An 18,159-nucleotide genomic window follows, 5' to 3' on the forward strand; every position below is an offset into this window, starting at 1 on the left:
ACGGCATCGAAGGAGTTATATGGACGGGATTACGGTCGCTCCTCACTCACTTGCCCCGGTAGGGTCCCCGGAGCAGGCTGCTCAACTGAATTGCTCCATCACAGTGGATGGCCGGCAGGCGATGGCGATCGCCGGCGAGCCGCTGGTCGATGCGCTGAACCGCAGCGGAATCGAGGTGCCGCAGGTCTGCTATCACCCCAGGCTGGGGCCGATCCAGACATGCGACACCTGTATGGTGAAGGTGGGCGGCAAGCTCGTCCGGGCCTGCGGGACAAAGACGGCCGATGGCATGGTTGTCGAATCAGAAGCAGCGGAGGCACGGGCCGCGCAGCGCGAGGCCTTTGACCGCATCCTCAAGAACCATCTGCTCTACTGCACGGTCTGCGACAACAGCAACGGCAACTGCACGGTGCATAACACGACCGCAAAGATGAAGGTCGAGCACCAGAAATATCCCTACACGCCGAAGCCCTACGAAAAAGACATGTCGAACCCGTTCTACCGCTATGACCCGGATCAGTGCATCCTGTGCGGTCGCTGCGTAGAGGCGTGCCAGAATGTGCAGGTCAACGAGACGCTCTCGATCGGCTGGGAGATGGATCATCCGCGCGTGCTGTGGGATGGCGGCCAGCAGATTGCCGGTTCGAGCTGCGTCTCCTGCGGCCACTGCATCACAGTCTGCCCGTGCAATGCGCTGATGGAGAAGTCAATGCTCGGGGAAGCGGGCTACCTGACGCACCTGCCTGCTGAGGGGCTGGAGAAGATGATCGACCTCGTGAAAGAGCTTGAGCCGGAGACCGGCTATGGCCCGATCATGATGGTTTCTGAGACCGAGGCCGCCATGCGGGAGGTTCGCGTGAAGCGGACGAAGACGGTCTGCACCTACTGCGGCGTGGGCTGCTCCTTTGACGTTTGGACGAAGGATCGCCACATTCTGAAAGTCGAGCCCGGCGAGGGCGCGGCGAACAATATCTCCACCTGCGTCAAGGGCAAGTTTGGCTGGGACTACGTGAACCACGAGGACAGGCTGCAGCAGCCGCTCATCCGCGAGGGGGATGCGTTTCGCCCGGCGAGCTGGGAAGAGGCGCTTGCGCTGATCGGGAAGCGGCTTGGCGGCATCAAGGCCGAGCATGGGCCGGATGCGCTGGGGTTCATCTCTTCGTCAAAGTGCACGAACGAAGAGAACTACCTGATGCAGAAGCTGGCACGCGCTGTGGTGGGAACGAACAACGTAGACAACTGCTCGCGTTACTGCCAGTCGCCAGCGACGCAGGGACTCTTCCGAACCGTTGGCTATGGCGGCGATTCGGGGTCTATCTCAGACATCGCGAGCGCGGCAATGGTGGTGGTGATCGGCAGCAACACGACCGAGAGCCATCCGGTGCTGTCGACGCGGGTGAAGCGCGCCCACAAGCTGAACGGGCAGAAGCTGATTGTTGCCGACCTGCGGCGGCATGAGATGGCCGACCGCGCAGATATCTTTATCCAGCCCAGCCCAGGGACCGATCTGGTGTGGCTCTCTGCGGTGACGAAGTACATCTTCGACAACGGGCTGGCGAAGATGGACTTCATCGAGCGCTGGGTCAACAAGGTAGAGGAGTACCGGAAGAGCCTCGAGCCTTTCACGATGGAGTACGCAGCAAAAATTACCGGGCTCAGCGTTGAGACCCTGACACGGGTGGCCGAAGAGATTGCGGCCGCTGAGTCGGTCTGCATATTGTGGGCCATGGGGGTAACGCAGCACTGCGGAGGGTCGGACACATCGACGGCCATCTCGAACCTGCTGCTGGCGACCGGCAACTATATGCGCACCGGAACCGGCGCGTATCCTCTGCGCGGACATAACAACGTGCAGGGAGCGAGTGATTTCGGCTGCATGCCAATCTATTTTCCCGGCTACGAAAAAGTTACGGACGACGAGGTTCGCCATCGCTACGAGCAGGCCTGGGGAGTGAAGTTGTCATCATCCAAAGGTCTCGACAACCATGAGATGGTGCGCGCGATTGAGGATGGCAAGCTCAAGGGCATTTATCTCTTCGGGGAAGACATGTTCAGTGCCGACTCGAATGCGAATTATGTAGGAGCGCAGTTCGCAAAGCTGGACTTCTTTGTCGTGCAGGACATCTTCTTCAGCGAAACCTGCCGCTATGCGGACGTGGTTTTGCCTGCCAGTCCGAGTCTTGAGAAGGAGGGCACTTTCGTCAACACGGAGCGGCGCATTCAGAGGCTCTATGAGGTTCTGGAACCGCTTGGCGAAAGCCGGCCCGACTGGCGGATTGTGCAGGACATCGCCAACTCCCTGGGAGCTAAGTGGAACTACACTCACCCGGCTGACGTGATGCATGAGGCAGCGTCGCTGGCTCCCATGTTTGCCGGAGTGACCTATGACCGGCTGGCGGGCTACAAGACGCTGCAGTGGCCGGTGGCGATCGACGGAACAGACCAGCCGCTGCTCTACACGGAGAAGTTCAACTTCCCGGATGGCAAGGCGAATTTCTATCCTCTGGAATGGATCGCGCCCTGCGAAGAGATTGACCAGGAATACGACATTCACCTGAATAACGGGCGGCTGCTCGAGCACTTCCATGAAGGCAACATGACCTATCGCGTGAAGGGGATCCACGAAGAGACGCCAAATCGCTTCCTGGAGGTTTCGCCGGAGCTGGCTGAGGAGCGCAACCTGCAGACCGGACAATGGGTGGACGTCACGTCCCGCTACGGGGAGCTGCGGGTGCAGGTGCTGGTGACGGATCGGGTCAAAGGGAAGCAGGTGTTCATTCCTTTGAATTCACCCGAGAAGCCGGTAAACCTGCTGACGAGTCACTTTACCGATCGTGTGACCCACACGCCTGCATACAAGGAAACGCCGGTCCACATGAAGATTCTGCCGTGGAAGGGCGAGAACCCGCTGCCGGGGATCAACTTCCGTAATGGGCATCCGACACCTCAGCGGGGAGTCGAGGTGGAGCGTAAGTGGGCGCGTAAGGATTACCGCCTGCCGGGCGATGAACTGGTGCAGATCAAGACGCAGTAAAACGGGAGCACGATCGAATGGCAAAGCCAATTGAGATAAAGCCGCGCTCAAAGGATGCGCGGGAGGAGCTGCAGCGGAAGCTGGCGAACGCGCCCGTGGATCACGCGGCGGCGTTGCTCTCAGGATATGAACTGCTGCAGCAGCTACACGATACAGGGACGCTGGACACGCTTCGAGGGCTCTTCGGGGCAGGCGACGTGGTCGTGAATCATGTAGCCACCCTGGCTACGGAGCCGGAGACGGTAACGGCTCTGCGCAACCTGCTGATTCTTGGAAAGCTAATGGGCAGCATCGACCCTGAGCTGCTGCATGGAGTGTCAAAGGCAGCGCTGGGCGGAGAGCGCGTACCACCACAGGCGGAGCCGCCCTCTCTCTTCGCTATCCTGCGGCGTTTCGCCTCCCGCGACAGTCGCCGCGCACTGAGCGCAGCCGCGGGCATCGTGGAGCGGACGGGCCGCGTGCTGGCAAAGAAGCCCGCGGAATGAAAGACGGCTGCATCTAGAGCCGCTTTCTTACCGCCCTGCGGGTAATCTCCGTCGTCAGTCCGTAGACGACATGGGTAAACCATTCGCTGACTCTCGCCTGAGATGTCTGCGGGGCAACAGAAATTTGCTGGTCAACGGGCCCATCCGAATTGAGAGCGGTCAGCAGGGAGCGGTGGGTCAGCTTGTTGACGGTGACCCCAAAGGCTGCACCGCGCCATACAGACACAGGCGGACGATACTCCATCATGGCTCCGTAGGCTGCGCCTGCCACAGCGCCGAAGGCCCAGTGAAGCGCCTGTGGGGATCTCTGCTGTTCCGTGGACGGATGCGGCATGGGGGACGGATGAGGTACGGGCTCACCATGTACGTGCGCAGGAACCAGCTTTCCGGCGAGGATGCTGCCAGCCGCCCCGGCGAGGCCACCCACGAATCCTGCCAAGGCTCCCTTCAAAATTGATCTGCCGCTCTTCATGCTTTCCATAGATGCTGTTTGGAGCGATTTCGCTATTGCGGCGACTGCTGTGTCTGGATCGAATTGTCGTGGCCCTGGGTATAGAAGAGGTAATAGCCGAGGAGCAGAGAGCAGGCAATCAACACGAATACCCAGGTAAGAGTCTTGCAGGCTTTGCTGGTGGTAATCACGGATCGGGGCATACTATTCCATCAATGCAACATTAGAGTGGCCTTTAATATAGCAAGGCTGCAAGAAGTAGATGCTGGAAGTGGGCGGCGAGCCGACATCCGCTTCTGCTACTTGTTAGGATGAGGTTGCGTGCGAACAATTAAGGTCAAAACTGCTTCTGCCAGCTATTCCGTATTTGTAGGAGATGGCTTCGTTAATAAAGTTTCCGCCCTGGTGAGGCCGCTTGTCGCGAAGACAAGAGGCCGGATCTTTGTGCTGACCTCGCCTGAGATATGGGCGTTGTGGGGAGAGCGTTTTACCGGCTCCTTTCCGGAACAGGCGAAGCCGGAGGTGCTTTTTCTACCCGCGGGGGAGCGTTTTAAGCGGCTGGCTGAGGTAGAGCGGCTCGCAGCGGAGCTCTCGGCGGCGGGCGCAGACCGGTCCTCGCTGCTGCTGGCCTTTGGCGGCGGGATTGTGGGCGATGTCGGCGGCTTTCTCGCAGCGATTTACATGCGCGGCATTGACTATGTTCAGCTGCCGACCACGCTGCTGTCGCAGGTGGACTCCTCAGTTGGCGGCAAGACGGGCGTCAACCTGACAACAGGCAAAAACCTCATCGGCAGCTTCCATCATCCTCGCGCGGTGTATGCGGATATTGATGTGCTCAACACGCTGCCGGATCGCGAGCTTCGCGCCGGGCTGATGGAGAGCGTGAAGGCGGGCATCATCCGCGATGCGAGACTCTTCAGCTACATGGAGAAAAATGCGGCCAGGATTCTCGCGCGCGATGCCGAGGCGCTGGAGTATGTGATCGCCACGTCCGTGCGGATGAAGGCGGAAGTGGTGGGGATCGACGAGCGCGAGTCAGGCCTGAGGATGGTGTTGAATCTGGGACACACGGTGGGCCACGCTATCGAGGCGGTAACGAAGTATCGTGTGCTGCTGCATGGCGAGGCTGTGGGCTGGGGGATGCTGGCGGCGCTGCAGATTGCACGCGGACGCGAGACGGTAACGGATGCACAGGCTGAGCGGATCGAGCGGGTGATTAAGGCCTACGGGCCGCTGCCGGGTTTTCGCGCTACGGCTGAAGCGCTGGCCGAGGCGACGGCGCGGGACAAGAAGAACCGAGCCGGCACACGGCGCTTTGTGCTGCCGGTGGGCATTGGAGCGAGCACCGTCGTCGACGACGTAAGCGAAGCTGAGCTGCTGGCTGCCATTGAGCAGATGCTGGGGCGGCGATGAGCGCAAGCGGCGCACAGCCTGCCGGGGCTACCACTGAGCAGAGCGCTGCCGCGGCTGTTCGCGAGATGTTCGACGCGATTGCTCCGAAGTACGACCTGCTGAACCATGTGCTCTCAATGAATATCGACCGGCTGTGGTGGTGGCGGACGGCACGCCGATTCAGGCAGACTCTGGCGAATCCCGACGCGGCTGTGTTGGACATCTGCTGCGGAACCGGCGATATGACGCTGGCGCTGCTCAAACGTCGTCCGGAGGGCGGACGGCCGGTGATTGCAGCGGATTTTGCGCATCAGATGCTGGTGCGGGGAGCGAAGAAATTCTCAGGGAGGGGCGCGGTGGCTGTCGAGGCCGATGCGCTGCACCTGCCCTTGCGGGATCGCTCGCTCGACCTGGTTACCTCGGCCTTCGGCTTTCGCAACCTTGCCAACTATCGGGCGGGACTGGAAGAGTTTCGCCGGGTGATGAAGCCGGGCGCGGAGCTGGGCATCCTCGACTTCAGCGAGCCCGAGGGTGCAGTGGGCAGGCTCTATGCTTTCTACTTCCGGCGCGTGCTGCCGGCCATTGGATCGCGCATCTCAGGTGTAGCGGGGCCGTATGCCTACCTGCCATCGTCGGTGGAGCGATTTCCGCCGCCGGCGGAGATGCTGGCGCTCATGCGTTCGGTGGGCTTTCGCGATGTAAGCTGGACCCCCTACAGCTTCGGGATTGCCGGGCTTTATCGCGGAATCGCGACGTAGCTGGCTGCCTCGGGCCGGTATGCGGCTCCCTGCATTCGCCCGAGAGATGCGAAACTAGAACACTGATATGGTCACCTCTGCCACCGCGCGTACCGAGAAGAGATCTGTAGCGTTAGCCTCTGTGCTGGCGGCGGTAGTAATGACTGCGCTGAAGCTCGCGGCAGGGCTCTTGACGGGTAGCCTCGGCATTCTGTCAGACGCGGCGCACTCCGCGCTGGATCTGGCCGGCGCCGCGCTGACATGGCTCTCGGTGAGCATCTCAGATAAGCCCGCCGACGAAGAGCACACCTACGGCCACGAAAAGATCGAGAACGTCTCGGCCTTCGTTGAGACCTTCCTGATGGTCGCCTCGTCGGTGTGGATCACCACCGAAGCCGTCATCCGCATTTTTTACCATCCCGTGGTGCTGCGATTTACGCTCTGGCCGGCGGGAGTGCTGGTGCTGTCGATCGTGGTGGATACCTGGCGTTCGCGGCGGCTGCGCGCGGTGGCTGCGCGGCATGGCAGCTCGGCCCTTGAAGCGGACGCTATGCACTTTGCCTCGGACATCTGGTCGAGCGCTGCGGTACTCGCAGGGCTGGTTGCCGCGTGGGTCGGCGCGCACTTCGGCATAGGGTGGCTGCGGCTTGCTGACCCTATCGCGGCGATAGCGGTCTCGGGACTGATCGTTCGCTTTGCCTGGCGGCTGGCGTGGCGCACGGTGGAGGCCCTGGTCGATGCCATTCCTGCGGAGACGCGCCACCGGATGCTCGTCGAGGTGCAGAAGATCGACGGTGTGCTGTCCGTTGATAAGGCGAGGATGCGGCGCTCGGGCAACTCGCACTTTGCTGACCTGACGATCTCTCTCTCACGGCAGCTTACTTTTCAGAAGACCGAGGAACTGGTCCGTGAGGCCACAGAGGCGGTGCGGCGCGTGCTGCCGGGAGCCGATGTCGTCATCCATCCCGTGCCGCGGGCGGGTGGCGCAGAGAGCATCTTCGACAAGGTGCGCGCGGTGGCTTCGCGCAACAATGTGATGCTGCACGATGTGAGCATCCAGTCGCTGGGCGGCAAGCTGCATGTGGAGCAGCATATCGAAGTCAATGAAAGGCTGGCGCTCCGTGAGGCGCATGACTTCGTGCGTCGCATCGAGGACGAGATACGGCAGGAGCTGCCGCAGGTGACGTCGGTGCTGACCCACATCGAGAGCGAACCGGCGACGATCGAAGAGCCGGTGATGGCGCAACTTGACCGCGAGCTGGAGCAGCATCTGCGCAACGCGGCGACGCAGCTGCCAGAGGTGATCGACATCCACGAAGTGGCGGTAGGGCGCGTAGGGGACAAGCTGCAGCTCTCCTGCCACTGCACGCTGCCCGATGAGCTGACGATGCAGCGGGTGCACGAGGTAATTACTGCCCTCGAGGACCGCTTCAAGCTGGAGGCTCCGGAGGTGCAGCGAGTGCTGATACATCCTGAACCTGCGACCGATAATCATCATCATTAAGAGAGTGGCGTCTAGATCCAGAGGAGAGAATACAGGCATGATTGCAAGCGCAGAGTGGAAGCAGGGCATGGAGTTCGAGGGGCGTTCTGAGAGTGGGCATTCGATCCACTTTGACGCAACGCCGGAGCACACGACCGGGCCGAGCCCGATGGAGGCAGTGCTGGCGGCGCTGTGTGGATGCACCTCCGTCGATGTGGTTTCCATCCTGAAGAAGAAGCGCGAGCCGGTCACCGGGCTGGTTGTCTCCGCCAAAGCGGAGCAGGCTGGCGAAGCGCCGCGCGTCTTTACCAGGATCATGCTGACTTACCGCGTGAGCGGCGGCGTCTCCCAGAAGGCGATGGAAGACGCGGTGACGCTCTCGAAGACAAAGTATTGTTCTGTTTCGCTGATGCTGGATAAGGCAGCCAAGATCGATTACGAGATCGAGTACGCCTGATGCTGCGCGCTTTCCGGTTTGGCGTGGTGGTGCTGGGGCTGTTTGTCGTGGCCATGTTGTCGGCCGTGATGACGATGCACTTCGCCATCCACGGAGCCGAGGTGACGGTGCCGGACTACCGCGGGCTGACCACCGCCGAGGCGGCGCGGCGCTCCGCATCGCTGGGGCTGACGCAGAGTGTCGACAGCCGCTTCTACAGCGCAGACATGCCCGCAGGCCGCGTCCTGAGCCAGTCACCTGCTGTTGGCACGGTCGTGCGGCGCGAGTGGCACCTGCGGCTTACGGAGAGCCTGGGGCCGCAAAAGGCGGCAATTCCAAACGTGATCGGGAAAGAGGAGCGCGTGGCGACCATTGAAGTTCGGCGCGCAGGGCTCGACATTGGCTCAGTCGCGCATCTACCCTTCGCCGGGTCGCCTGAGAATACGGTGATCGCACAGACTCCGGCGCCGGATGCTGCAGGAGTGGAGAGGCCGGTGGTGAGCCTGCTGGTGGCGGCTGCTCCCGATGTTGTGGCAAGCGGCGGCATGGTCATGCCGGACTTCACCGGCCAGCCCTATGCGGCGGCTGCCGCTGCTGTCACCAAGGCAGGCCTGAAGCTGGCCCCGGCAAAGGATATGGCGGTGAGTATACCGGCGGTTCCTGACGTGGCCTCCACCAAGCCGATGGCTGCGCCCATTCCGGCCGGAGCGGTGGTGAGCCAGAGCCCGCCTGCGGGCTATCGTATCGATCTCGGGGCGCAGGTAGAGTTTACAGTGGCGAAGTAGAGCACTCCGCCTTGCGGAAGATCTGGCGCGTCAGCGGCGGATGAAGTACATCACCCAGCTTGCGGCGATGACGATCCCGACAAACATGACCCAGCAATAGGCTCCGTAGCGAACCATGGCGCGGGGTGAAGTGCGCTGCGTGATGCCGAAGACAATTGACGCGAAGGTAGCGAAAAGCAGCACGGCAGTGAAATGGGACGGGGTAAAGGTCATGCTGCTGGCTTTCTTCCAATTTTGAGATTGTGCGCGTCCACGGCAGAGATGAAGTTGAGCAGTCCGGCGACCACGATGAACTTGGTTCCATAGTCGGCCGTGGCCAGCTCAACCGCAGGGCCTCCGAGGTCGGCGATACGCCCGATAAAGTAGAGCAGCCCTGATCCGATGTCGCCTACGAAGCCGAGCATCTCCAGGGTATCGCCGGTATTCGGCGCGTAGAGCTTGCCCTGCATCATGAGGCCGAGCGAGAACATGGTTGTGATCGAAAGAAAAAGCAGCAGGGCGCGTATCCAGTGGCGGGTAAAGAGGTGTCCCGCACCGGGTATGAGCCAGCCTGCCAGGAGCGCTAGAGAAAACAAACTGTTTCGCGAGCGCGACCCGGCCGCGACCTGAACGTTAGAAGCCATCTGTTTGATGATACCCCACTAAACCCGCACCAGTTCGTTCTGGATGCGTCCGGTGACTACAGCATCGGTGGCGGAGGTGAGCATATTGATCTCGCTGCGCACTCCAAACTCCGGCAGGTAAACGCCCGGCTCGACAGAAAAGCAGGTCTGCGGCAGGATCAGCCGCTCGTCGTGCGTCTCGAGATTATCGAGGTGCGCGCCGTTGCCGTGCAGCTCCGCGGCAATATTGTGACCCGTGCGATGAGTGAAATATTCTCCGAAGCCTGCGCCGTGGATGACAGCGCGGGCGGCATCGTCTGCCTGCCATCCTGCGATGGGTTCGCCGCTGCGGAAGGCCTGCTGAATGGTGTTGATGGCAGCGTCGCGCGCGCCGCGCACGGTGGCGAAGACGAGCTGTTCGCGCTCCGTGGGCTCGCGGCCTACAACACCCGTCCAGGTGATGTCATACCAGCAGGAGCCTGCCTCGGGCTGCCGCGCCCAGATGTCGATAAGCAGGAAATCGCCGTTGGCGATAGGCTGCGAGCGTTCGGCGGTGGGCTCGTAGTGCGAGTCGGAGCTGTTCGCGTTGACGGAGACGTTGGGGCCGTTTTCAGTGATGAGCCCGGCGCGGACGATGGCCTGGCGCAACCACGCGGCGTGGTCATGCTCGGTGACCGCACCCTTGTTGTCAATTCTCTGGCGCAGCAGACGGAAGCCCTCGGCAAGCAGCTCATCGATGGCGCGCTGGGCCACGTAGTGGCTGGCGATCTGCGCATCAGTTAGCACCGCCTCAAACTGGCTGACGAGGTCGGCCGAGCTGACGATGGTCTTGCCCATCTCGCGCAGCATCTCGATGGTGCCGGCGTCGACCATCGAGACGTACATGATGGCGTTGCGCGGCGAATACTGCATGGCGATGCGCTGGTAGGGCGCGAGGATGGTCTGGAGCGACTGCTCCAGCTCCTGCCATGAGGAGTAGCGCGTCTTCGCGCCGGGCAGAGGGTCGAGACGTCCCTGCTCAATGCGGTGGACGAGCTTCTGCGGCTCGCCCTCGGCGGGAATCAGGTAGAACCAGCGCCGGGTGACGTGCAGGGAGGTGCTGAGCCCAAGGATGCGGTAAGCGATGGGATCGCGGTGATGATGATCGTAGAAGAGCCACGCGTCGAGGCCGGCTTCGCGAAGGGCGGATTGGATAGCAGAGAGGTCCATGGCTTTGTTTGCGACGAAGGATGAGTTTATCAGTCGTATGCGGCGCGTGGCATACTGGGCGGGTTACTGTTTCAGGAGAATGGCATGAGTCTGTCGAGAAGAAATATCTGTGCGCTGCTGCCGGTGCTGCTGGGTACGGCTGCGCTGGGGTCGGACAAGCCGATTGAGTCATTTGTAGCGCCGTTTGATACGCTGCCGGTGCACCCGAACGGCGCGAATTCATCGCGTCCGATTCTGGATGGAATGACCCATGCGGGCGCGCACCTTGAGGTGCATGAAAGCGTGCTGGCGCCGGGTAGCTCGCCGCACCCGCCGCACCACCACGTGCATGAGGAGCTGTTCCTGATCTCGACCGGGACGCTTGCGATTACGATCAACGGCAAGACGCAGACCGCCGGTCCAGGATCGGCGGCCTTCATCCATTCAGGGGAACAGCACGGGATTGTGAATACAGGCAGCGTTCCCGCGCAGTACTTCGTAGTGGCGATTGGCGAAGAGAAGGCCTGAACGCTAACGTTCAGGCCTGAGACGGTAGACCCGCACATAGTCAAAGTCCATCGTGAAGCCGGCGGCGTTCAGTGCTGAGATTCCAATCTGTGCGCTCGAACCAAGCTGGTGTTGCCAGGTGCCCCCTTTTGTCCAAGTCTCTCCGTCGGTAGAGGAGTAAGCGGTGTACAGTTCTCCGCGGTCTCCAATCGTCCGACGAACAATCCGCAGCCAGGTAGTTGCGCCCGGATTGCCGACAGCCTGATGATCGTATGTCGGATAATGGGCTGGAACAGGCCCAACCTGCTTGCCGAACTCCGTCTGTCGTGTGTCGAAATCCGGAAAGACGTCGAGCTTGATGCTGTTCTGGTCGTTCAGGTAGATGAACAGCGCTCCCTGCGCAAAGTTATAGCAGCACTGATTGTTGAACGGCACACTGGTGGTCACCTTTGTCTCCACCATCCAGTCTCCGGTCAAGGGCACAGGCTCGGCCAGAATCGAGACCTGCGTAGGATCGCTGTTCTCATCAAAACCCTGGGTTGAGGCCTCGTAGGCGCTGCCTGTCAGGCTGTAGCTGTTGTTCGCATTTGGATGGATGAAGTGCCACTGCGGAGAGAGCTTCGCCGAGTTGAATTCATCCGAGAGTGCGGCAATCTTCTTTCCGGGAGCGTACTCAAGCGGCGGCAATTGCTGCTGATAAGTGTTGTACTGCCAGGGCTGTGCAGCCGGAGCTGGCTGCGGCTGTACCGATGCCCATCGACCCGATCGCACTGTCGGCCATCCATCTACCCAGTCAATCGGGTCGATCAGCGCTGGCCGCCTCGTGTAGCCGGCGTAGCCATCAAAGTAAGGGGCATTCGCGTCGATTGCGTGATAGAGCATGTAAGCCTGCCCTGAGTCATCTTGGAAGATCACATTGCCGCCGGGGCCGACCCAACGGTTTCCGTTTGCCGCGATAGCGATGTTGCCGCCGGGATCGAAACTATTCATATCGACGCCGTTCTGATCAAGAAACGGGCCCATCGGTGACCTGGCGCGCCCTACGCGTACGCTGTAGCCGCTTAGCGGCCCATCGCAGCAGCCCGTGACGGAGGCGAAAAAGTAGTAGTAGCCGTCATGCTTGAAGAAGTTTCCACCTTCGTAGTAATTGTCGACGGCAATCTGTTTCTCCGTGGCAGGATCGGAGGTGAGCCCGCTGGCAGAGAGCTTGCGAATACTGATGCCGCCGTTAAAGCTGCCATAGGTGATATAGCGCTGACCGGTATCGTCTTTGACCACATCGGGGTCAATCACTGCGCGTCCTGGCGCGCCGTTGTAGGGGTTATTTTCAGGTGCGACAACCGGCGCTCCGGCATCGGTCCAAGGGCCAGCCGGGCTTTGACTGGTTGCTACACCGATTGCGGCGCCACCCTGGAGTGTATTAGGCGCAACGTAGTAGAGGTAGTACTTGCCATTGAAGTGCTTCACTGCCGCGGCCCAGAACTGATTCGTTGCATTGCCTACCCAGGCGGGCGTGTGCTGGAATGCGTCTCCGATGTAAGTCCAGTGGATGAGGTCATAGGACTTGAATTGAGTGATCAGATGCGCGTTGAGCTGGCCGTTTGCATTCATGTCAGCCGAATTCAGTGGGTCGCCCGTGCAGTAGAGATACCATGTGTCGTTCTGCTCAATTCGCTGCCTGATGATCGCCGGATCAGGGCAACTCACCGCAGGGCCACTTGCGGTATTCAGCTGCAATGGATTTGTGTAGGTCTTTGGCCAGTTGTAGTTTGGCGGAGGCCCTGAAGTCGCTGTCGATTGCGCAAGGGCGGAGCCTGTTACCAGTAGAAATACGGCGGAGATTTTTGGAAGGTTTCTGAGCAAGATCATGCGTCGTAGTGTCCCTTTGCTTGGATTTCCCAGCGCCCCGAAGGTATTTTTTCCAACAGGAGACGGGCAATAGGTTGAATGGCCTAGAACTTTGACGGGATCATCTATGCCGGGCAGGAACCGTAGGCAAAAGGAAAAAGGCGCATGGGGAGAGTCCCCATGCGCCTTTTCTGTTGTTTCGGTGACGGTTAGCTGCTGGCAGTGAGTTCGGCAGCCAGTTTCTCCGTGACGAAGGCATCGATCGTGTCGCCTACCTTGATGTCGGTGAAGTTCTGCAGGCTCACGCCGCACTCCATGCCATTGGTGACTTCGCGGACGTCATCTTTGAAGCGCTTGAGCGAGGTGAGCTTGCCCTTGAAGACCTGCGCCCCTTCGCGCATGAGGCGGATCTCCGCATCACGCTTGAGCACGCCATCCGTAACCCGGCAGCCGGCGATGGTGCCGACCTTCGGAATGCGGAAGACATTGAGCACTTCGGCGCGGCCAAGGAAGTTCTCCCGGAAGACAGGCTCGAGCAGTCCGAGCATCGCCTTGCGAATCTCGTCCTGCAGCTCGTAAATGATCGAGTGCAGCCGGATCTCGACGCTTTCCTGTTCGGCCAGATCGGCAACCTTCCGCTCGGGGCGGACGTTGAAGCCGATAATGATCGCGTTCGAGGCCGAAGCCAGCAACACATCGCTCTCGGTGATGGCGCCGACGCCGGAGTGGATGACCTTGATACGCACCTTCTCGGTCGACATCTTCTGGAGCGAGTCGGCCAGCACTTCGACCGAACCGGCGACGTCGCCCTTGAGGATGAGCGGTAGTTCCTTGACGCCAGCCTGCTTGATCTGCTCGGCCAGCCCTTCGAGGGAGACACGGGAGCTCTTCGCCAGCTGAGACTCGCGCTCCTTCATCTTGCGGTACTGCGCGATGCCCTTGGCCTTGTCGCGATCGGCTACGACCAGGAAAGTATCGCCCGCATCGGGCATACCTTCCAGGCCGAGAATCTCGACCGGGGTTGATGGTCCGGCTTCCTCAATGGCGCGGCCGCGATCATCAAACATGGCGCGGATCTTGCCGAAGGTGTTGCCGAGAATGAAGCTGTCCTGGTTGCGCAGCGTGCCATTCTGAACGAGGATCGAGGCGACAGCGCCGCGACCGCGGTCGAGCTTCGCTTCAATCACCGTACCCACAGCTGAGCGGGCAGGCGTCGCCTTCAGGTTGCCCACGTCCGCGACCAGGCAGATCATTTCGAGCAGCAGGTCGAGGTTCATGCGCTTCTTGGCGGAGACGTCGACGAAGACCGTGTCGCCGCCCCATGCTTCAGGGACGAGGCCGCGGTCGCCAAGCTGCTGCTTGACGCGATCCGGCTGGGCATCGGGCTTGTCGATCTTATTGACCGCGACGATGATCGGTACGCCTGCAGCCTTGGCGTGGTCGACGGCTTCAAGGGTCTGCGGCATCACGCCGTCGTCTGCTGCAACGACGATGACAACGATGTCGGTGACCTTTGCGCCGCGAGCGCGCATGCGGGTGAAGGCTTCGTGGCCCGGCGTATCGAGGAAGACGATCTCGCGGCCAAAGGCGGGCGAGTCGGCCTTGTTGATGCGCACCTTGTATGCGCCGATGTGCTGGGTGATGCCGCCCGCTTCGCCGCCTGCAACATCGGTTTCACGGATGGCGTCGAGCAGCGAGGTCTTGCCATGGTCGACGTGACCCATGACGGTGACGACCGGCGGACGCGAGACTTCAAGCTCGTCGGGATTCGGCTGCGCGAGCATGCTTTCGATGGCCTCGTTGGCCATCTGGTCTTCAAAGGTGATGACCTGCGTGTCTGCGCCGAATTGACGGGCGACTTCCTTCACCAGTTCGCCGTCGAGCGACTGGTTGACGGTGACGAAGACGCCGCGCATCAGCAGCGAGGCGATGAGATCCTTGCCACGTACTTCGAGCTTCTCCGCGAGGTCCTTGACGCTGATGCCTTCCGTCACGGTAATGGTGCGCGTGATCGGCAGCGGCTCCTGGGACATCATCGGTGCGCCGCCGTAACGCGGCGGCGGATTGAAGCCCTTCATTGGGCCTTCTTTGGTCTTCGGGTACTGCTGACGACCGCGTCCGCGCGGCGGGCCGCTGGGGCGCTGCGGGCGTGGTGCTTCGCCCGGAGGCGGCATCATGCCGCCCGGTGCACCGCCGGGTCCACCGGGGCGTGGTCCGCCGAAGCCGGGGCGAGCGCCGAAGCCGGGACGTGCTCCGGGGAAACCGGGACGCGCGCCGGGAGGGCCGCCGGGAGTGCTGCGGGTCGGATGCATGGGACGACGTCCGCCCGGGAACTGGCCGGGAGGGCCACCCTGCGGGCGCTGCCCATAGCCGCCTGGTCCACCAGGGCCGCCGGAAGGCCGGCGATCAAAAATAGGTCTGCCGCGCTGGACGATGCCGCCCTGCGGATTGGTCGCGCTTGGGGCCGGAGTTACGGGCTTCGGCGGCGGCGGAGCCGTGTACACAGGTCGCGGCCCGGTCTGCGGCATAATGACGCGACGGGCAGGCGGGGCTGGTGGCTGAGGCGCTACTGGCGCGGCGGCCTGCGGCTCCGGAGCAGGTGTCTCTGCAACGGGCGGTGCAGGAGGCTGCGCTGCCGGCGCCGCTACGGGCGGAGCCGGTGGCGGCGGAGCTGCTGCAACTACAGGTGCTGCTGGTGCTGGTGCGGGGATGGCGGGCGCGGCCGAAGCAGCAGGAGCCACCACAGGTGCAGCCGGGGGCCTTGGCGCAGCGCTGACCGGCGGCTTCGCGACGACAGGCCCTGTGGGGGCTTTGGCGGCGATGGCCGGAGTCGGCGGCGCAGCTACGATGTTCGGAGCCTGACGCGGCTGAGGTACGATGCGGCGCGGCGCGGGCGGTGGAACCGGCGCGGCAGCCTGCGGACGCTGGGGAATTGCCGGCACAGCCGGGGTGCTGCTGACAGGCGGAGCGCTGACGGGCTTGACGGCGGGCGGAGCCGCAGTGACTGCCGGCCGCACAGGTGCAGGTGAAGAAGCGACAGGGGGTGGTGCAGCCTGCACCGGAGGAGGTGTCGCGGCCACCCGGGCTGCCGGGGGCGCAGATTCAGCCTCTTTGCGTTCCTGGATAGCCTTGAGCACGTCGCCCGGCTTGGACACACGCGACCAGTCAATCTTCGGCCTGGGTTCCTGTGCGCTCCGCGCAGTGCTGGACGAGGCGCCACGTGAGCCGCCGCCGTTGATATACGCCCGCAGGCGCTCGGCCTCATCCGCTTCTACTGAGCTGGAGTGGGTCTTCTTTTCAGTAACTCCAATTGCCGTGAGCGCGTCGAGCACAGTTCTGCTCTTCACTTCCAACTCGCGCGCCAAATCATTGATTCGAACTTTGCTCATCCGCCCCTTTTATGCTTGCACCCTCCACAACGCCGTTAGATGTGCATCGCAACCTCGCCGTTGTGGGATATAACCGCTAATCTATTATCCCCCGAAATTGCATGCTGTGCGATTTCAGGAGAGTGGAATGCTGCAGGGCAGCGCATTACGCGCCGCCCTCATCGACCTTTACATCTTCACGACGCTCATCGCGGGTTTCGTCGAGGTTGCCCTCGCCGAGCACTTCCGAGCGGGCAAGATCCGTATTCGGATGATGCTCCGCCAGTACCGCGCTGGTGTCGTCGCGTCCTGGAACCAGCGACTCCGCGCCTTCTTCGTCAAGCATCGGGCCAGTCTCGGTAATCTCGGCCAGCCGCTCCTCGGCCAGATCATCGTTGATCAGGCCGGAGCCATCGTGTGCATCTTCGCTTTGCTCTCCGGCCTGGCTGAGATCCTGCTCGAGGGCGTCAATCTCTTCCGCGTTTTGCGCTGCTTCGATCCGCCGCGCTGCCTCGACCTCACTGTTTGCGGCCACTGCGCTGCGCTCTTCGCCCGGTTCATACTGCCCAAAATAGTGTCTGACAGCCACGCTGATCTTCTCCAGAGTTTTCTCGCCGATGCCGGGAATCTCTTCGAGCTGCTCCGGCGTCATGTCGGCCAGAGATTCGACGGTGGTAATACCGGCGGCTACCAGCTTTTGGATGATCGTTTCGCCCAGTTCGCTCACCTGCTCGATCGGAGTGGAGGGGCCACCGGAGAAAGCCTGCATCTGCTGCTCGACTTCCTGACGCTTCTCCTCTTCGCTCTTGATGTCGATCTTCCAGCCCAGGAGCTTGGCGGCGAGGCGCACATTCTGGCCCTTCTTGCCGATGGCCAGCGAGAGCTGGGTGTCATCGACGATGACCTCGATCTGCTTCTCGCCCAGATCGGCGATGCTGACACGACTGACCTTGGCAGGCTGCAGCGCCTTTTCTGCGAAGGTGGTGATCTCCTCGCTGAACTCGATGATGTCGATCTTTTCGCCGCGCAGTTCGCGGATGATCGACTGTACACGCATCCCCTTCATGCCGACGCACGCGCCCACCGGATCGACATCCTTGTCGCGGGACTGCACGGCGATCTTGGTGCGCTCGCCAGCTTCGCGGGCAATGGCGCGGATGGCAACGGTGTTGTCATAAATCTCGGGCACTTCGCTCTGGAAGAGGTTCTGCACCAGCTCCGGCGCGGCGCGGGAGACGATGACCTGGGGGCCCTTGGCCGCGCGATCCACACGCAGCAGCACGACGCGAACGCGTTCGCCCACTGAGAACTGCTCCAGACGGGACTGCTCGCGGCGGGGCATGCGGGCCTCGGCCTTGCCGAGGTCGAAGATTACGTCCTGCAGTTCGATGCGCTTGACGGTTGCGTTCAGCACCTCGCCCACGCGGTGGTTGTACTCCTGAAACACCGTGTCGCGCTCGGCTTCGCGCACCTTCTGGAAGATGACCTGCTTGGCCATCTGCGCGGCGATGCGGCCGAGTACGTCGGTTGGCTTGTAGTAGCGGATTTCGCCGCCCACCTCGACGTCCGGCGCGAGTGCGCGGGCTTCGGCGAGGGTGATCTGGTTGACCGGATCCTCAATTTCTTCAGGCGTTTCGACGACCGTCTTGTAGACGTAGGCGCGAATCTCGCCGGTCTGCCGGTCGAGTTCGGCGCGCATGTTCTCCTGCGTCTTGTAGTACTTGCGGGTCGCGAGGGCGATCGCGTCTTCAACCGCGGTGACGACGATGCCGGGGTCGATGCCCTTATCGCGGCTGAGTGCTTCAATGGTTTCGTATAGAACGCTTGCCATAAATTGTCTCTC

General features: G+C 61.8%; 16 protein-coding genes. 8 read left to right on the forward strand and 8 right to left on the reverse strand.

The annotated features are described in order from the left end of the window. Nucleotides 1–19 precede the first annotated feature (19 nt). Both fdhF and C7378_RS01090 read left to right on the forward strand, forming a co-directional pair. On the forward strand, nucleotides 20–3,034 hold the full coding sequence (gene fdhF, locus C7378_RS01085) for a formate dehydrogenase subunit alpha (protein WP_131990856.1): 3,015 nt from the start codon (nucleotides 20–22) through the stop codon (nucleotides 3,032–3,034). Between the two features lie 17 nt (nucleotides 3,035–3,051). Continuing rightward, nucleotides 3,052–3,519: a DUF1641 domain-containing protein gene (locus tag C7378_RS01090; protein WP_131990858.1), complete on the forward strand. Its 468-nt coding sequence runs from the start codon at nucleotides 3,052–3,054 to the stop codon at nucleotides 3,517–3,519. Between the two features lie 13 nt (nucleotides 3,520–3,532). Here the strand turns inward: C7378_RS01090 and C7378_RS01095 are convergent, their stop codons facing one another. Beyond that, nucleotides 3,533–3,958 (reverse strand): DUF1440 domain-containing protein, encoded by a 426-nt coding sequence (locus C7378_RS01095; protein ID WP_165876574.1) that lies wholly within the window; start codon nucleotides 3,956–3,958, stop codon nucleotides 3,533–3,535. Between the two features lie 65 nt (nucleotides 3,959–4,023). Continuing rightward, nucleotides 4,024–4,173, reverse strand: a complete 150-nt coding sequence (locus C7378_RS17600; protein WP_165876575.1) for a hypothetical protein — start codon at nucleotides 4,171–4,173, stop codon at nucleotides 4,024–4,026. A 118-nt stretch (nucleotides 4,174–4,291) separates the two neighbouring features. Here C7378_RS17600 and aroB point away from each other — a divergent pair, with 118 nt between their 5' ends. From aroB to C7378_RS01120, 5 genes are all read left to right on the forward strand, one after another. Then, the gene (gene aroB, locus C7378_RS01100) at nucleotides 4,292–5,383 is read left to right on the forward strand and encodes a 3-dehydroquinate synthase (protein ID WP_131990862.1); all 1,092 of its coding nucleotides are present in this window, start codon (nucleotides 4,292–4,294) and stop codon (nucleotides 5,381–5,383) included. Further along, on the forward strand, nucleotides 5,380–6,120 hold the full coding sequence (locus C7378_RS01105; RefSeq protein WP_131990864.1) for a ubiquinone/menaquinone biosynthesis methyltransferase: 741 nt from the start codon (nucleotides 5,380–5,382) through the stop codon (nucleotides 6,118–6,120). The genes aroB and C7378_RS01105 overlap by 4 nt, the downstream gene beginning before the upstream one ends. 67 nt (nucleotides 6,121–6,187) lie before the next feature. Further along, nucleotides 6,188–7,603 carry a cation-efflux pump gene (locus tag C7378_RS01110; RefSeq protein ID WP_131990866.1) on the forward strand — a complete coding sequence of 472 codons (1,416 nt, stop codon included), beginning with the start codon at nucleotides 6,188–6,190 and terminating at the stop codon, nucleotides 7,601–7,603. A gap of 37 nt (nucleotides 7,604–7,640) precedes the next feature. After that, nucleotides 7,641–8,039, forward strand: coding sequence for an OsmC family protein (locus tag C7378_RS01115; RefSeq protein WP_131990868.1), 399 nt, complete (start codon nucleotides 7,641–7,643; stop codon nucleotides 8,037–8,039). Continuing rightward, a complete protein-coding gene (locus C7378_RS01120) occupies nucleotides 8,039–8,803 on the forward strand; it encodes a PASTA domain-containing protein (RefSeq protein ID WP_131990870.1) in 765 nt (254 codons plus the stop codon). Before C7378_RS01115 ends, C7378_RS01120 begins: the two co-directional genes overlap by 1 nt. 30 nt (nucleotides 8,804–8,833) lie before the next feature. Here C7378_RS01120 and C7378_RS01125 read toward each other — a convergent pair whose 3' ends face one another. Genes C7378_RS01125 through C7378_RS01135 form a run of 3 tightly spaced genes read right to left on the reverse strand, consistent with a single transcriptional unit; the run spans nucleotide 8,834 to nucleotide 10,614 of the window. Then, a complete protein-coding gene (locus C7378_RS01125; protein WP_131990872.1) occupies nucleotides 8,834–9,016 on the reverse strand; it encodes a hypothetical protein in 183 nt (60 codons plus the stop codon). Then, nucleotides 9,013–9,426: a DUF6677 family protein gene (locus C7378_RS01130; protein ID WP_131990874.1), complete on the reverse strand. Its 414-nt coding sequence runs from the start codon at nucleotides 9,424–9,426 to the stop codon at nucleotides 9,013–9,015. Before C7378_RS01130 ends, C7378_RS01125 begins: the two co-directional genes overlap by 4 nt. Before the next feature lie 18 nt (nucleotides 9,427–9,444). Further along, entirely contained in the window at nucleotides 9,445–10,614 is a 1,170-nt protein-coding gene (locus tag C7378_RS01135; RefSeq protein WP_131990876.1) for a M24 family metallopeptidase, read from the reverse strand. An 84-nt stretch (nucleotides 10,615–10,698) separates the two neighbouring features. Here C7378_RS01135 and C7378_RS01140 point away from each other — a divergent pair, with 84 nt between their 5' ends. Continuing rightward, entirely contained in the window at nucleotides 10,699–11,121 is a 423-nt protein-coding gene (locus C7378_RS01140) for a cupin domain-containing protein (protein ID WP_131990878.1), read from the forward strand. 3 nt (nucleotides 11,122–11,124) lie between these two features. Here the strand turns inward: C7378_RS01140 and C7378_RS01145 are convergent, their stop codons facing one another. From C7378_RS01145 to nusA, 3 genes are all read right to left on the reverse strand, one after another. Further along, the gene (locus C7378_RS01145; protein WP_131990880.1) at nucleotides 11,125–12,969 is read right to left on the reverse strand and encodes a glycoside hydrolase family 43 protein; all 1,845 of its coding nucleotides are present in this window, start codon (nucleotides 12,967–12,969) and stop codon (nucleotides 11,125–11,127) included. A 188-nt stretch (nucleotides 12,970–13,157) separates the two neighbouring features. Beyond that, nucleotides 13,158–16,337, reverse strand: a complete 3,180-nt coding sequence (gene infB / locus C7378_RS01150) for a translation initiation factor IF-2 (protein WP_131990882.1) — start codon at nucleotides 16,335–16,337, stop codon at nucleotides 13,158–13,160. A gap of 145 nt (nucleotides 16,338–16,482) precedes the next feature. Further along, nucleotides 16,483–18,147 (reverse strand): transcription termination factor NusA, encoded by a 1,665-nt coding sequence (gene nusA / locus C7378_RS01155; RefSeq protein WP_131990884.1) that lies wholly within the window; start codon nucleotides 18,145–18,147, stop codon nucleotides 16,483–16,485. Between the last annotated feature and the right edge of the window lie 12 nt (nucleotides 18,148–18,159).

The sequence above is a fragment of the Acidipila rosea genome (genome assembly GCF_004339725.1).
GTDB lineage: Bacteria > Acidobacteriota > Terriglobia > Terriglobales > Acidobacteriaceae > Acidipila > Acidipila rosea.